Origin of the sequence: Rhodococcus cercidiphylli, assembly GCF_033042225.1 — a bacterium.
In the GTDB taxonomy this organism is placed as follows: Bacteria; Actinomycetota; Actinomycetes; order Mycobacteriales; family Mycobacteriaceae; genus Rhodococcoides.
The window spans coordinates 355,823-369,878 of record NZ_JAWLKE010000007.1 but is presented as its reverse complement, the minus strand read 5'-3'; the positions used below and the strand labels follow the sequence as shown (position 1 = coordinate 369,878).

At 63.9% G+C, this 14,056-nt stretch carries 15 protein-coding genes and 1 pseudogene; 7 read left to right on the top strand and 9 right to left on the bottom strand.

Going from position 1 to position 14,056, the window contains the following annotated elements:
• Positions 1-75 precede the first annotated feature (75 nt).
• On the bottom strand, positions 76-420 hold the full coding sequence (locus tag R3P95_RS20005; RefSeq protein WP_149406920.1) for an ArsR/SmtB family transcription factor: 345 nt from the start codon (positions 418-420) through the stop codon (positions 76-78).
• A 116-nt stretch (positions 421-536) separates the two neighbouring features.
• Between R3P95_RS20005 and R3P95_RS20000 the strand changes: the two genes are divergently transcribed.
• From R3P95_RS20000 to R3P95_RS19980, 5 genes and pseudogenes are all read left to right on the top strand, one after another.
• The gene (locus tag R3P95_RS20000; RefSeq protein WP_317549246.1) at positions 537-1,184 is read left to right on the top strand and encodes a TetR family transcriptional regulator; all 648 of its coding nucleotides are present in this window, start codon (positions 537-539) and stop codon (positions 1,182-1,184) included.
• Between the two features lie 147 nt (positions 1,185-1,331).
• Complete coding sequence (locus R3P95_RS19995) at positions 1,332-2,489, top strand: acyl-CoA dehydrogenase (protein WP_068048956.1); 1,158 nt, start codon at positions 1,332-1,334, stop codon at positions 2,487-2,489.
• A 5-nt stretch (positions 2,490-2,494) separates the two neighbouring features.
• Positions 2,495-3,343, top strand: coding sequence for a 3-hydroxybutyryl-CoA dehydrogenase (locus R3P95_RS19990; RefSeq protein ID WP_317533528.1), 849 nt, complete (start codon positions 2,495-2,497; stop codon positions 3,341-3,343).
• A gap of 118 nt (positions 3,344-3,461) precedes the next feature.
• Complete coding sequence (locus tag R3P95_RS19985; RefSeq protein WP_149406916.1) at positions 3,462-4,256, top strand: SDR family NAD(P)-dependent oxidoreductase; 795 nt, start codon at positions 3,462-3,464, stop codon at positions 4,254-4,256.
• Positions 4,240-5,239 (top strand): annotated as a pseudogene (locus R3P95_RS19980) (SDR family oxidoreductase). Before R3P95_RS19985 ends, R3P95_RS19980 begins: the two are co-directional and overlap by 17 nt.
• Positions 5,240-5,318: 79 nt before the next feature.
• Here R3P95_RS19980 and R3P95_RS19975 read toward each other — a convergent pair.
• The 5 genes from R3P95_RS19975 to R3P95_RS19955 form a co-directional block, all read right to left on the bottom strand.
• Entirely contained in the window at positions 5,319-6,077 is a 759-nt protein-coding gene (locus tag R3P95_RS19975; RefSeq protein ID WP_032396725.1) for an SDR family oxidoreductase, read from the bottom strand.
• Positions 6,078-6,143: 66 nt separating this feature from the next.
• On the bottom strand, positions 6,144-6,881 hold the full coding sequence (locus R3P95_RS19970; RefSeq protein WP_149406915.1) for a lysophospholipid acyltransferase family protein: 738 nt from the start codon (positions 6,879-6,881) through the stop codon (positions 6,144-6,146).
• Between the two features lie 15 nt (positions 6,882-6,896).
• The gene (locus tag R3P95_RS19965; protein WP_317533476.1) at positions 6,897-7,652 is read right to left on the bottom strand and encodes an ABC transporter permease; all 756 of its coding nucleotides are present in this window, start codon (positions 7,650-7,652) and stop codon (positions 6,897-6,899) included.
• Positions 7,649-8,644: an ABC transporter ATP-binding protein gene (locus R3P95_RS19960; protein WP_317533477.1), complete on the bottom strand. Its 996-nt coding sequence runs from the start codon at positions 8,642-8,644 to the stop codon at positions 7,649-7,651. Before R3P95_RS19960 ends, R3P95_RS19965 begins: the two co-directional genes overlap by 4 nt.
• A 96-nt stretch (positions 8,645-8,740) precedes the next feature.
• Positions 8,741-9,706: a lysophospholipid acyltransferase family protein gene (locus R3P95_RS19955; protein ID WP_149406912.1), complete on the bottom strand. Its 966-nt coding sequence runs from the start codon at positions 9,704-9,706 to the stop codon at positions 8,741-8,743.
• A 116-nt stretch (positions 9,707-9,822) separates the two neighbouring features.
• On the opposite strand from R3P95_RS19955, the gene R3P95_RS19950 reads away from it, so the two are divergent.
• Positions 9,823-11,226: a GntP family permease gene (locus R3P95_RS19950; protein ID WP_317533478.1), complete on the top strand. Its 1,404-nt coding sequence runs from the start codon at positions 9,823-9,825 to the stop codon at positions 11,224-11,226.
• Here the strand turns inward: R3P95_RS19950 and R3P95_RS19945 are convergent.
• Complete coding sequence (locus R3P95_RS19945; protein ID WP_317533479.1) at positions 11,223-12,008, bottom strand: SDR family oxidoreductase; 786 nt, start codon at positions 12,006-12,008, stop codon at positions 11,223-11,225. The two genes, R3P95_RS19950 and R3P95_RS19945, sit on opposite strands and share 4 nt — an antisense overlap.
• Positions 12,005-12,787, bottom strand: a complete 783-nt coding sequence (gene heR / locus R3P95_RS19940) for a heliorhodopsin HeR (protein WP_317533480.1) — start codon at positions 12,785-12,787, stop codon at positions 12,005-12,007. Before heR ends, R3P95_RS19945 begins: the two co-directional genes overlap by 4 nt.
• Positions 12,788-12,843: 56 nt before the next feature.
• Between heR and R3P95_RS19935 the strand changes: the two genes are divergently transcribed.
• Positions 12,844-13,422 carry a TetR/AcrR family transcriptional regulator gene (locus R3P95_RS19935; protein ID WP_317533481.1) on the top strand — a complete coding sequence of 193 codons (579 nt, stop codon included), beginning with the start codon at positions 12,844-12,846 and terminating at the stop codon, positions 13,420-13,422.
• Between the two features lie 7 nt (positions 13,423-13,429).
• Here the strand turns inward: R3P95_RS19935 and R3P95_RS19930 are convergent, their stop codons facing one another.
• Positions 13,430-14,038 (bottom strand): YdeI/OmpD-associated family protein, encoded by a 609-nt coding sequence (locus R3P95_RS19930; protein WP_317533482.1) that lies wholly within the window; start codon positions 14,036-14,038, stop codon positions 13,430-13,432.
• Positions 14,039-14,056: the final 18 nt, after the last annotated feature.

The following is a 14,056-nucleotide window of genomic DNA, read 5'->3' as shown; positions in this document are numbered from 1 at the left end:
GATCTACTTGCTAAGTTTAGCAAGTAATGAATCAGGTGAACAGGGACGTGAGCCAGACCATCTCGGGCCGTCGAGTCAGGTACGTGCTCCGGACTCGCCGTCCAGCAGCTCGGCCTGGTTGGCCACCACTCCCGTGAGTATTTCCCGCGCGACGACCAACAGGTCGGCCACCTTCGGCGACGTCAATGTGTAGGACACCGACAGGCCTTCCCGCGTGCCTTCGATGAGACCGGCGCGCCGCAGGATGGACAACTGCTGAGACAGATTGGCCGGCTCGATGCCGATTTCCGGAAGCATCTCGGACACGGCGTGCTCACGCTCGCTCAACAACTCCAGCACGCGAATACGCGCGGGATGCGCCAACGTCTTGAAGAAATCGGCTTTCATTCTGTAGAGCGGCCGGCTCGAATCCGTGGCCATGAAGTCCTCCCGTGGCACCCGCCACCGCGGAGCAGGCTACTTGCGAACACTAGCAATCAACAGACCGAAGTGGACGACCTCCCTGCCCGTCCCGAAACTCGGCTACCTTCACTCCCATGCGCGGAGACCCCGAAGAATCCACCGACTTCAGGCTCACCGTGGCCACGGCGGCCCTCGACCTGTTCTCCGTCAAGGGCTACGAGTCGACGACGGTGGACGACATCGCCGGTGCCGCAGGCATCTCGCGTCGGACATTCTTTCGTCAGTTCCGCGCCAAGGAAGACGTCGTCTTCGCCGATCACGAAATACTGCTCGAGCAGGCCGACGCATTCCTGGAAGCGAACGAGGGCGATCCCTGGCGGGCCGTGTGCGACGCCGCGCAGTTGGTGTACGAGCGGTTTTCCGACTGGCAGGACATGTCGCGCCTGCGCTACCAGGTGGTGCACAAGATCCCCGCACTGCGCGATCGAGAAATCGTCACCGTGTTTCGCTACGACAGACTCTTCGTCGACTATCTGCAGCGTGTTCTGCCCGATCACCCTCACCTCGAGATCCTGCAGTTCTCGGCCACGGTGACCGCGACGCACAACTACATCCTTCGTCGGATGATCCGCGACGGCCTCCCGACGTCCGTGGAGGATCTGCGTTCGGCACTCGCGCAAGTGCGCGCGCAGTTCTTAGGTGAGATCGTCGTCGCGTCGTTCCCCCGGGGCACGTCCGTCAGCAAAGTCGTCGACGCCTTGGCCGATCACACAAGCACCTGACGTACCCGACGCGATGGCACTGAGTGCCGGATGCCGGAGACCCGGTCTTGAACAGAGCCGAATTCAGACGTACACTGGGGCAATCCTTGGCACTGAGTGCCCTCCGTGGGCAGTGCCACCCCCGACACACCGAGGAGCGTGGCCGACATGGCCGGAAATCCCGACTTCGATCTGTACCAATCGCCCGACGAGCACAACGAACTGCGCGCAGCCATTCGGGCGCTCTCGGAGAAGGAGATCGCTCCGTACGCCAAAGAGGTCGACGAGGACTCCCGCTTTCCCGAGGAAGCACTCAAAGCGCTCAACGCTTCCGGCTTCAACGCCATCCACGTTCCCGAGGAATACGACGGCCAGGGTGCCGATTCCGTCGCTGCCTGCATCGTCATCGAAGAGGTCGCACGCGTCTGCGGCTCGTCCTCGCTGATCCCCGCGGTCAACAAGCTCGGCACGATGGGCCTGATCCTCAAGGGTTCCGAGGAACTCAAGAAGCAGGTTCTGCCATCCCTCGCCGGTGGTGCGATGGCGTCGTACGCCCTGTCCGAGCGCGAAGCGGGATCCGACGCGGCGAGCATGCGCACCCGCGCCAAGGCCGATGGTGACGACTGGATCCTCAACGGCTCCAAGTGTTGGATCACCAACGGCGGCAAGTCCGATTGGTACACCGTCATGGCCGTGACCGATCCCGACAAGGGTGCCAACGGCATTTCCTCGTTCATCGTGCACAAGGACGACGAGGGATTCGTCGTCGGCCCCAAGGAGAAGAAGCTCGGCATCAAGGGTTCGCCCACCGCCGAGCTGTACTTCGAGAACTGCAAGATTCCCGGCGATCGCATCATCGGCGAGCCCGGTACCGGCTTCAAGACCGCGCTGGAAACACTCGACCACACGCGCCCCACCATCGGCGCACAGGCCGTCGGCCTGGCACAGGGTGCCCTCGACGCGGCCATCGCATACACCAAGGACCGCAAGCAGTTCGGCACCTCGATCTCGAGCTTCCAGGCAGTGCAGTTCATGCTCGCCGACATGGCGATGAAGGTCGAAGCCGCCCGCCTGATGGTCTACAGCTCCGCAGCCCGCGCCGAGCGCGGCGAGAAGAACCTCGGGTTCATCTCCGCGGCTGCCAAGTGCTTCGCCTCGGACGTGGCCATGGAGGTCACCACCGACGCCGTGCAGCTCTTCGGCGGTGCCGGCTACACCACCGACTTCCCGGTCGAGCGCATGATGCGTGACGCGAAGATCACCCAGATCTACGAGGGCACCAACCAGATTCAGCGTGTCGTCATGTCGCGGGCGCTGCTCAAATGAGCGACATCAACCTCGTCGGCGTCATCGGCGGCGGCACCATGGGTGCCGGCATCGCCGAAATGTGTGCTCGCTCCGGCAGTTCCGTACTGATCCTGGAGACGAGCCAGGCGACGGCCGACGCCGCAGAAGCTCGCCTCGACAAGTCCTTCGCTCGCGCCGTCAAATCCGGTCGCATCGAAGCCGACGCAGCCGAGAAGGCCCGCGCTGCAATCACGTTGACACTCGAGATCGGCGATTTCGCGGACCGCGATCTCGTGGTCGAGGCAGCACCGGAGATCGAGTCGCTCAAGCTGGACCTGTTCGGCAAGCTCGATTCCATCGTCAAGCCCGAGGGAATCCTGGCCACGAACACCTCGTCGATCCCGGTCATCAAGATGGCCAACGCGACGAAGCGTCCCGACAAGGTCGTCGGCGTGCACTTCTTCAACCCGGTGCCGGTACTGCCGTTGGTGGAAATCGTCGTCAGCCTGCTGACCAGCGAGGAAACCGTCGCAGCGGTGACGGACTACGCCGGAAACACGCTGGGCAAGAAGACGATTCGCGCCGGTGATCGAGCCGGATTCATCGTCAACGCACTGCTCATCCCGTACATGGTCTCGGCCATCCGCATGCTCGAGTCCGGCTTCGCCAGCGCCGAGGACATCGACGAGGGCATGGTCAACGGTTGCGCACACCCCATGGGACCGTTGCGTCTGACCGACACCGTCGGCCTCGACGTCACCCTCGCGGTCGCAGAGTCGCTGTACGCGGAGTTCCGCGAACCGCACTACGCGCCGCCGCCGCTCCTGCAGCGCATGGTGGACGCCGGAATGCTGGGTCGCAAAACCGGTAAGGGTTTCTACTCGTATTCGTAGTAGTCCCCCGCCCCCTTCTGCGTGAATGGTCCATTCACCCCCGTCAGGGCCGGTGAATGGACCATTCACGTCTTCGAAAGGCGCACACTGGAGTCGTTCCACAACTCTGGGAGGCTTCATGAACATCGATCTCGACGGCCGCACCGCTTTGATTTCCGGCTCCAGTCAGGGCATCGGATTGGCGATTGCCACCGAATTGGCCCGCGCCGGTGCGCGCGTGGTCCTCAACGGCCGCAGCGAGTCGGCGCTGGATTCGGCCGAGGAACAGTTGCTGACGGCAGTGCCCGGTGCGCGGGTGATCGTCGTCGCTGCCGATCTCGCGACGGCCGACGGAGTCGAGACGTTGCTGGCGAAGGTGCCGGTGGTCGACATTCTGGTGAACAACCTCGGCATCTTCGGAGCCAAACCCGCTCTCGACATCGACGACGACGAATGGCGACGCTATTTCGAGGTGAACGTGCTCTCGGCAATCCGGCTGATCCGCACGTATCTGCCGGCGATGACCGAGGCGGGCTGGGGCCGAATCCAGAATATCTGCAGCGATTCCGCGGTCGTGATTCCCGAGGAGATGATCCACTACGGAATGACGAAGACCGCCCTGCTCGCAGTGACCCGTGGATTCGCGAAAGCTGCTGCAGGAAGCGGAGTCACGGTCAATTCCGTGATCGTGGGCCCCACCCACACCGAGGGCGTCGAGAAGTTCGTCGGCGAGCTCGTCGGCGACGACCTCCCCTGGGACGAGGCGCAGGCGCAGTTCATGAAGGAGCACAGGCCACAATCGCTCATCGGACGCCTGATCGAGCCGAGGGAGATCGGCAACATGATCGTCTACTTGAGCTCCGAGCAGGCCTCTGCGACCACCGGTGGCGCTCTACGCGTCGACGGCGGCTACGTCGATGCGATACTGCCCTGAGTTTTTCGTAGGGCCGGTCCGGTCGGTCACAGTTTGTGGCCGACCGCTTCGGGGCATGCGTGAGATACACGGAATCAAGCAGAGGTTCTTCACGCATTTCACCGTATTCGGAGACGATTCCACAGTGAGCGATCAGTACACCTTCACCAACCCCGTCACGCAGTACCGCCAGGACGGCTTCCCGGAGCAGCACCAGGATCCGCCCGGCCTGGCCGCAGATCTTCAGCCCCTCGCCGACCACGGTGAGCAGACATACCGTGGATCCGGACGCCTCACCGGCCGCAAGGCCTTGATCACCGGTGCCGATTCCGGAATCGGACGAGCAGCAGCCATTGCCATCGCACGCGAGGGTGCCGACGTGGTTCTCAATTACCTACCGGCAGAAGAGAAGGACGCGCAGGAGGTTGCGCAGTTGATCCGCGATGCCGGCCGCACCGCAGTCCTGGCACCGGCAGATCTCACCGACGAGCAGGCCGCGCGCGGCATCGTGCGCACTGCCGTCGACGAGCTCGGTGGCCTCGACCTGCTGATCAACGTCGCAGGTAAGCAGCAGTTCGTCGAAGACGTTCAAAACCAACGTCTACGCACTGTTCTGGATCATCCAGGAAGCGGTGCCGCACATGCCCGCCGGCTCCACCATCGTCAACACCAGCTCGATCCAGGCATACACACCGTCACCCGGACTGGTGGACTACGCGACCACGAAGATGGCCATCAACACCATCAGCAAGGCCCTCGCACAGCAGTTGGCACCGAAGGGAATCCGCGTCAATGTCGTTGCGCCGGGACCGTTCTGGACACCACTGCAGGCAGCCGGCGGCCAGCCGACGTCGGCACTGCCGGAATTCGGCAAGGAAACACCGCTCGGACGCGCAGGACAGCCCGCCGAGATCGCCGGCGCGTACATCTATCTGTCGTCGGCCGAATCGGGTTACGTCACCGGCGACACACTGAACGTCAACGGTGGTATGCCGACGCCGTAGATCGTCACCCGTATTGAGTGAATGGACCATTCACACCCGTCTGGGCTGGTGAATGGTCCATTCACGCGTTCAGGAGAGGTCAGTCCTTGGGCCCACCGGCGGCGTAGACGACCTGACCCGAGATGAAGCCGGCACCCTCGCTGACGAAGAACGACGCCAGGTGCGCGATGTCATCGGGATGTCCGACGCGATTGACCGGAATCTGCGACGCAGCAGCGGCTTTGAAGTCCTCGAACGGCATGCCGACGCGTTCTGCGGTGGCTGCCGTCATCTCGGTCTCGATGAATCCCGGGGCGATGGCGTTGGCGGTGACGCCGAACTTGCCGAGCTCGATGGCGAGGGTCTTGGTGAAGCCCTGCATGCCGGCCTTGGCTGCGGAGTAGTTGGCCTGTCCGCGGTTGCCGAGAGCAGACGTACTCGACAGGTTGACGATGCGGCCCCACTTGGCGTCGATCATGTGCTTCTGGACCGCGCGGGTCATCAGGAACGATCCGCGCAGGTGGACGCCGAGCACGGAATCCCAGTCCTGCACCGTCATCTTGAACAGCAGGTTGTCGCGAGTGATGCCCGCGTTGTTGATCAGTACGGTCGGCGCACCGAATTCGCTGGCAATGCGATCGACGGCGGTCTGCACCGATTCCTCGTCGGCAACGTTGGCACCGATGGCCACTGCCTGCCCGCCTGCCGCCTGAATCGCGCCGACGGTGTCGCTGCACGCGGCCTCGTCGAGGTCGACCACGGCAACTCCGAAACCGTCCTTGGCCAGCCGCTTGGCTACCGCAGCACCGATTCCCCGTGCACTACCGGTGACAATGGCCGTCTTGATCTGATCACTCACGAATATCTCCCTTACGACGCCGAACTCGATAACTGTCCTCTGTTTCTATCAACACCGACAATGCGATCAGTACGCAGCCACCGCTCCGTCGAGTGCCTTCTGCATTCCCTCTGCCACCACCCGGGTGAAGTCGATCGGCTTCTCGGGCAAATCGGTGATGGGCGTGTCGATGTAGACGCTCGCCTGCTTCACCTTCGGCGCACCGGGACCGTAGCTCAGACCGATACAGATCAGCACCGGCTCGACCCCGAGCTTGCGCGCCCGCATCGCGATGTGGCCGATACCGCTGCCGACGTGCTGCACCGTCGTCGGATCCTCGAGATTGCAGGTCCCCTCGGGGAACACCGCAAGATCGTCGCCTCGCTTCATTCGCTCGGCACTGACGTCCATCATGCGGTTGCCCGCGGCGCTGACGGCCCGCATGCCGTGATTCTTGCCGCGGAAGACGGGGATACCGCCCATCATGTCGATTCGCTTGCGCTGCTTGGGTTCCTGGAACAGCTCGTCCTTGGCCAGCACCCGGGTGCGACCGATGACCGGACGCAGCGGCGACGCCCATGCCGCCGCTGCGAGGGTGTACGGATCGTTCTCGGTCAGATGATTGACCGCGATGAGCAGACGCGTGTTGTCGTAGACGAGACGACGCAACTCCTCACGGGCACCGTCGGGATACGACACCCTCGGGCGGAATCGCCTGGCCAGGGTGGCATAAGCCAACCTCGCGACCTGACGATTCTGCTGATGACGCAGATAGAAGTCGTACACGGTCACATCGTTTTCGAGAATTACCGCAGGCCGATCCATGAGCCGAGCTTAGCCTCACACCCGCGAGGAACCCATAGCCCGGATCCCGACGGTAAGTCCGACCGCAGCGGTAGCCACGGCCGCGAAGACACCGGCCGTCACCGTCGAACTTGTGAAGTCGCCCGCGAACAGTGCACGTTCGGCATCGACCAGGTACCCGAGCGGGTTGATGTTCACCAGGAACTGCATCCACCCCGGTGCGGCCGTCAGCGGCAGCATCGTGCCCGACAGGATGAGCAGCGGGAACATCAGAGTCTGCTGTATCGACCAGAACACCCAATCCTGGCCGCGCACAGCCAAAGCCAGCGTGTAGGACAACGCGCCCAGACCGACACCGAACACGCCGAGCAACACGATGCCCACGGCGGCACCGACCGGATTCACGGACAGGCCGAGCGGTAAGGCGACCAGGATGATCAAGACGGCCTGCGCAGCCAGCGGGACCATTTCCTTGAACGCGCGCCCGACGAGCAGCGCCGATCGCGGCAAGGGGGTCACCAACATCCGTTCGTGAGACCCCTGCTGCAGCTCCGCCAACAAATTCGAGCCCGTCATGGAGGTTCCGAAAATGGTGATCATCGCGAGGACCCCCGGAACGAACCAGTCCCAGACGCTTCCGTCCCCGAGGCCGGGCACCTCGGTGAGCAGTGGGCCGAACAGTGCGAGCAGGATCAACGGTTGGATGAGACTGAAGATCACCGTGAACGGATCGCGGACCATCGGCCGCAGTTCGCGGCCCATCACCAATGTGCTTCCCGACAGAACGTTCATCGGAGTTCTCCTGCCGTGCCTGCGGTTTCGAGAGATGCGGAATCCGTCGCGGTGCTCTCACGAAGACTGCGCCCGGTGAGGCCGAGGAACACGTCGTCGAGGGTCGGTCGCGTCGTATCCGCCGTCAGCACCCTGATGCCATGAGACTCGCTCAGCCGCAGGAGATCCGGAAGAACCACCTCGGCCCGCTCGACCCGGATGTTCAGACGCGAACCCGCCACCGTCACGTCTCTGACACCGGCAACACCGCCGAGAAGCGCAGCCAGCGCCGACGCGTCGGACACGGTGAGGACGATCAGATCACCTGCCAGTTCCGATTTCAGTGCGGCGGCGGTGTCGTCGGCGATGACGGTGCCGCGATCGACGACGATCACCCGCTCGGCCATCGAATCGGCCTCGTCGAGATAGTGCGTGGTGAGCACGATGGTGGTGCCCATCTCTCGCCTCAGCCGAAGAATGTGGTCCCACAGATTCGCCCGGCTCTGCGGGTCCATGCCCGTGGTCGGTTCGTCGAGAAACAGCAACGGCGGCCGATGCACCAGACCCAGTGCGATGTCGAGTCGTCGACGCTGCCCGCCGGACAGCGTCGACACGGTACGAGTCGCGAGCTCGCCGAGTTCGAGTGCCTCGATCAATTCGTCTGCGCGACTGCCTGATCGGCGACGCGTCATGCCGTAGCACTGCCCTTGCACCACCAGCTCGTCCCGGACGCGCTGATTGTGGCCCGCACCGTTGCCCTGTCCCACGTAGCCGAGGCTGCGGCGCACTCGGTCCCGATCTTCGCCCACGTCGAATCCGGCGATGCGGGCCGATCCCGACGTCGGTGCCAGCAACGTGGTCAGCATCCGCAGAGTGGTCGACTTGCCTGCCCCGTTGGGGCCGAGCAGAGCCACCAACTCTCCCTCACCGATCGTCAGATCGATGCCGCGCACCGCCTCGACGGTCTTCTTGCCTTGCTGAAAAGTCTTGGTCAATCCCGAAGTTTCGATCATCTGTGACGCCCCTCGTCGTAGCGGTGAATCCCTACGACGGAGACATTAGAAACGATCGCGGTCAGCTTCGGTCCGCGATGCCACTGCGGCGGTCGATCAACCGAAGACGGGGAACTTTCGTTTGCGGGCCAGGGCATCCATCCCGGACTGAATGCTCGCGCGCACCTCGTCGTACTTGGCGTCGACGTACGCCTCGTCCTCGCACCGCGCCGGATCGTGGTCCAGTTCGACCGGCGGCATGAAACGAGTGCGAATCTTCGCGGGCAACGGAATCTGCGGTAACGCCGCGGGCGCAATGATCCACGGCAGCGAGATCGCGATCGGAAAGACCTTCAACCGCGCAATCTTGTCCAGCTTCAACGCTTTCGACAGCTTGTCGCCGCGAATGAGCACCGGCATCGCGTCTGCCCCACCCACCGTCGCCACCGGCACGATGGGAACACCCATCCGAATGGCGAGCTTGATGAAGCCGGTTCGGCCACCGAGGGTCGCCTCGTCCCGTTTGCTCCAGGGCCGCAATGAATCGACCTCGCCGCCCGGCCACACGATGACGTCTCGGCCCTCGGCCAGTGCCGTCGACATCGAGTCCGGTGCCGCGGGAAGCACCCCCATGGATCGAAAGACTTTTCCGATCAACGGGAACGCCATCAAGGCATCGTGCGCGGTGCCGTGCAGAATGCGTCTTTCACCGAAGTGCCGCCACCACTGAGCGCCGACGGTCCACGCGTCCCAGACGAACGGCGCACCCGAATGCACGCCGACGACGAGCACCGGAGACTCCGGGATGGTCTCCCAACCGTCGATCTCCATCCGGAAGTAGCGGTCCATCACCCCGTTCCAGAGTCGCTGCTGCCGGTCCATCGCCACGGTGTTCTGATCGTCGAGGTCCCAGCCGCCTGCGCGTTCGGCAACCACCGCTCCGAGGCCCCCGGACGACTTCTCCCGACGCTCTTTCATCTTCAGGCGCGCTGCCGCGGCGTACCGCTGCGCTTGCTCGCGCAGCTGCTCCTTCGTCGGTTCTTCGGAGCCGTCCCCACCCAGTACGTGATCCCCATCACTCATACCCGCACCGTACTCCACCCGTCCGAAGCCGACTCACAACCAGCGCTCGTAACCCCGCGCGACGTCCCGAGTGTCCGTTATGGTCAGAATTCGAGCCGAGCGAACGAGGTATACCGATGGATCCGATCGAACCGGCATACGGAACGACAGCTCTGCTGCTGATCGCCGCCGCAGCCGTTGCAATCCTGCTTTTCCTCATCATGAAGGTGAAACTGCACGCCTTCGTCTCCCTGGTCCTGGTCAGCGCGGTCACTGCCGTCGCGGCCGGGATCCCGCTGGCGGACGTGCCGTCGGCCCTGCTCTCGGGCTTCAGTTCCACGCTCGGCTCGGTGGCGCTGCTCGTCGCGCTCGGCGTGATGGTCGGCAGACTGCTCGAAATCACCGGTGGTGCACAGGTATTGGCCGATACCCTGATCAACCGATTCGGGGCCAAACGCGCACCTCTGGCGCTCGGTGTCGCCGCACTCATCTTCGGCTTCCCCATCTTCTTCGACGCGGGCCTCGTCGTCTTCCTGCCGATCATCTTCACCGTCGCCAAACGTTTCGGCGGATCGGTGCTGCTGTATGCCCTCCCGACCGCAGGCGCATTTGCCGCGATGCACGCCATCGTTCCTCCGCACCCCGGTCCGGTCGCTGCCACCGAACTCCTCGGCGGCGACATCGGATCGGTACTGCTCGTCGGCGTTCCCGTTGCCGTCGTCTCCTGGTTCGTCGGCTCGTACCTCGTCGGTACCCAGCTCGGCAAGCGGTTCCACACCTTGCCTGCAGATCTCTTCTCCGACGGCGCTGCCGGCTCCGAAGAGCACGACAAGGAAATGGCCGCGCTGCGCGATCCGGCTCCGAAGTTCGGTGCGGTGCTGTTCATTCTGCTGACGCCTCTGGTGTTGATCTCTCTCAACACCGTCGTCAACACACTGACCACGTCGGGTGTGCTGACCGGAGACGAGACCTGGGCCGCAGCGCTGACGCTCATCGGTCAGACACCGATCGCGCTGCTCATCACGCTGCTGCTGGCTCTGTTCATCCTCGCGCCGGGGCGCTTCCCGGTGGCCGACGGTGCCAAGTACATGGATCAGGCCCTCGGGCCCATCTGCTCGATCATCCTGATCACCGGTGCCGGCGGCATGTTCGGTGGAGTGCTGCGAGCCAGTGGCATCGGGCAGTCGCTCACCTCCTCGTTGTCCGATATCGGACTGCCGATTCTGCTGCAGGCCTTCCTGATCGCCACCGCGCTACGCGTCGCGCAGGGCTCGGCCACCGTCGCGCTCACCACGACCGCAGGACTGATCTCGGTGCAGGTGGCCGAATTGGATCTGAGCAACTTCAAGATCGCGCTGTTGGTGTTCGCCCTGGCCGCTGGAGCCACCGTGCTCTCCCACGTCAACGACTCCGGCTTCTGGCTCGTCAGCCGCTTCTTCGGCATGGACGAGAAGACGACCCTCAAGACCTGGACCGTCATGGAAACGACACTGGGACTGGCGATCTTCGCCCTGGCATCACTGCTGTGGGTGGTGTTCTAGCGGGGTGGACTGCCTCGATTGACGAGTCCGAGCAAGACCGACGGGGCAAGCCTCGACCCGATGATCGACACTCGGCCCAGTCCGATGGCGATCTCGTCGCGGCCTCTGTCGAGTCCGGCCATCGTCTTGTCGAGGAACTTCTCCAACGGCATCGCCATCGGCGGCGCGCTGTCCATGCTGCGGTGCAACGGTGTGTCGACTATCGGCGGGACGAGTTCGACGACCTGAACGGTGGTTCGGCGCAGTTGATGCCGAAGACTGACGGTGAACGAATGCACGGCTGCCTTGGTCGCGGAGTACACGGGAGCGCCGGTGAGCGGAACGAAACCGAGGCCGGAGCCCACGTGCACCACCCTCGCGCGAGGAGCACGGCGCAGGAGGGGCAGCGCTGCCGAGGTGACGTTCACGAGGCCGGTGAAATTGGTGGCGATCTCGTCGGCGATGTCGACACTCTCCGGCTGCTCGTGCGCCGAGAAGTCCAGTGGGCGTTGGACTCCGGCATTGTTGATCAGAGTCGTCAGATGCGGAATCGAACCGGCGATCTCCGCTATCGCGCGGCCCACGGATTCCGGGTCGCAGACGTCCATGACGATCGGCGTCATGCCGGGGTGCTCCGCGGCCATCACACTCGGGCGCACGCTGTCGCGACCGGTGACGACGACGTGGGCCCCACGAGCGTGGAACCGGGTGGCGAGTCCGGCACCGATGCCCGATGTCGCGCCGGTGATGAGAACCACGTCGTCGTCGAAGGACCCCGGGTGTGACCTTCCGCGTCCGATCATGCGAGCGACCCGGCAACGATCTGCCAGGCCAGAGCAGATTTCGCGGCGAGGCTGAGTACGAGGTAGACGAACTCGCCGAATGCGTAGTCCCGCCACGGCCCGATCCTTCGGTACTGCAGCCATTGGTTGGCCGCGAAGCTCATGAAGAAGACGAACAGCGAGAAGAAGATTCCGTAGACGAACCCGGGAACTTCCGAGGCACCGACGAGGTTCACGGTGATCGCTACCCAGGGTGCGGCACCGGCGACACAGCCGAACCAGAACGCGGTGAGGTCCGGTCGCTGTCCAGGTGGGTTGAAGCGCTCCTGGAGCCAACCGAACAGGATCATCGCGACGTTGGCACCCACGATCGCGATCAGCGCGCTGATCTGCGTGATGCCGGCGTACAGGGCGATAAGGACCACCATGATCGTGGCGCTGGCGCTGTACTCGAGCCATCGAAACGGGTTGATACCGCGAGAGAGGTTGCGTTCGTATGACTTTCGTAGTGGAACCCCGGTGACGAAGTGATCCACCGCCGCCAGTGCGAGGAAGACGGCGACGGCGATACCGATGGGAACCGCGAACGCTTCCTGCGCTTGCGGAACCACCGTTCCCGGCGGTCCCGCGGGGTAGGCGGTGGTCACATCGATGGCGAAGTCGGATGCGATGACGAGCACCGCGATGGCCTGAACAGCGTGCAGCGCGGACAGCGAGAGGTTCCAGATGCGGAGTCGCCTCAGCCTGTCCGGAGACAGAGGATGCTCGGTCGCGACGGCCGGGTGCGGAGTGCGTGCCATGACCGATAGCCTTACAGGTTGTAAGGCTGCTGACAAGGAGTGGTGGGGAGAACGCTGTGAAGACGGACGAAGAGCTGTCCGCTCGCCAACGGATCATGCTCGCCGCGATCGAATTGGCCGGCCAGCAGGGGACCGGGCGCATGACGATGTCCGCAGTAGCCGCGCGTGCGAAGGTGTCCCGACCTACTCTGTACAGCTACTTTCCGGACGTGCCTCGGATTCTGGAAGCCTGGGTCGAGCAGGAAGTGGTGCGCGTCGAGGCGCGGCTTCAGGACGTGTTGGACCGGGGCGCAGGGTCGGATCCGATGACGGTGCTGGGTGACTACATCGACCTGCAGTTGAACTATTTCGTCGAATCCCCGACGAGGGCCCTGCTCACGGCGGCCGCACTGGGATCGCCGCCGCAGGCCGTCACCGGACACATCGAACGGTTCCGCGCAGACGTACACGGGCTGCTGTCGGTTCTGGGCAGGCAAGGACGTCTTCGGGCCGATGTGGATGTCGAGATGCTGGCCGGGCTTGTCATCGCGGGGATCACCTCGATGACCTCTCACGTGCTGGAGGAACAGCTATCGCCTACCGAGGCGCGACGCCGATTGCTGGACATCATCTTTCGAGGATCGCTTCGCGTGTGACGGTCGGCTACCCCGGCTGTCGGTCCCGCTTGGGTTGCCATCGAGCTGCGCGCTCGCCGATCGAAGCGAGCCGAGCAGTCTCGTGCACTCGAGAGGCTCGGGTCTCGGGCCGCTTGGCGGTCACGATCCACTCCAGAATCCCGCGACGCGCGGACGGCGGAAACTGGTTCCAATTATTTTCCGCATCAACGTGTTCGGCGAAGGCGGCGGCCAGGTCCTCGGGAACAATCAGATCCTCGACCTCGTCGAGAACGGTCCATGCTCCGTTGGCCACGGCAGCCTGGACGGCGCGCTCTCCCGCCGGAAGCATCAGGCCTGCTTCGCGAAGGGCCTCGATACGGATCTTGTTCGGACGGGACCACGCGCTCGCGGGTTTGCGGGGCGAGAAATACAACATGGTTCGCTCGTCGTCCAGCTTGCGGGGTCGACTGTCCACCCAGCCCACCGCGAGCGCTTCCGCGACGGCGGCGTCGTAGCTGATCGCCGGTTTTCCAGTGGCCTTCTTCCACGACACCAGCCACGCCGATTCCGCAGCTCCGTGATGGGCGGACAACCACTTGCGCCACTGCGCACGTGTCTCGGCATGCACTCTCGGTGCGTCGTCCATGACGGCCATGCGTATCCCTTCGTTCGT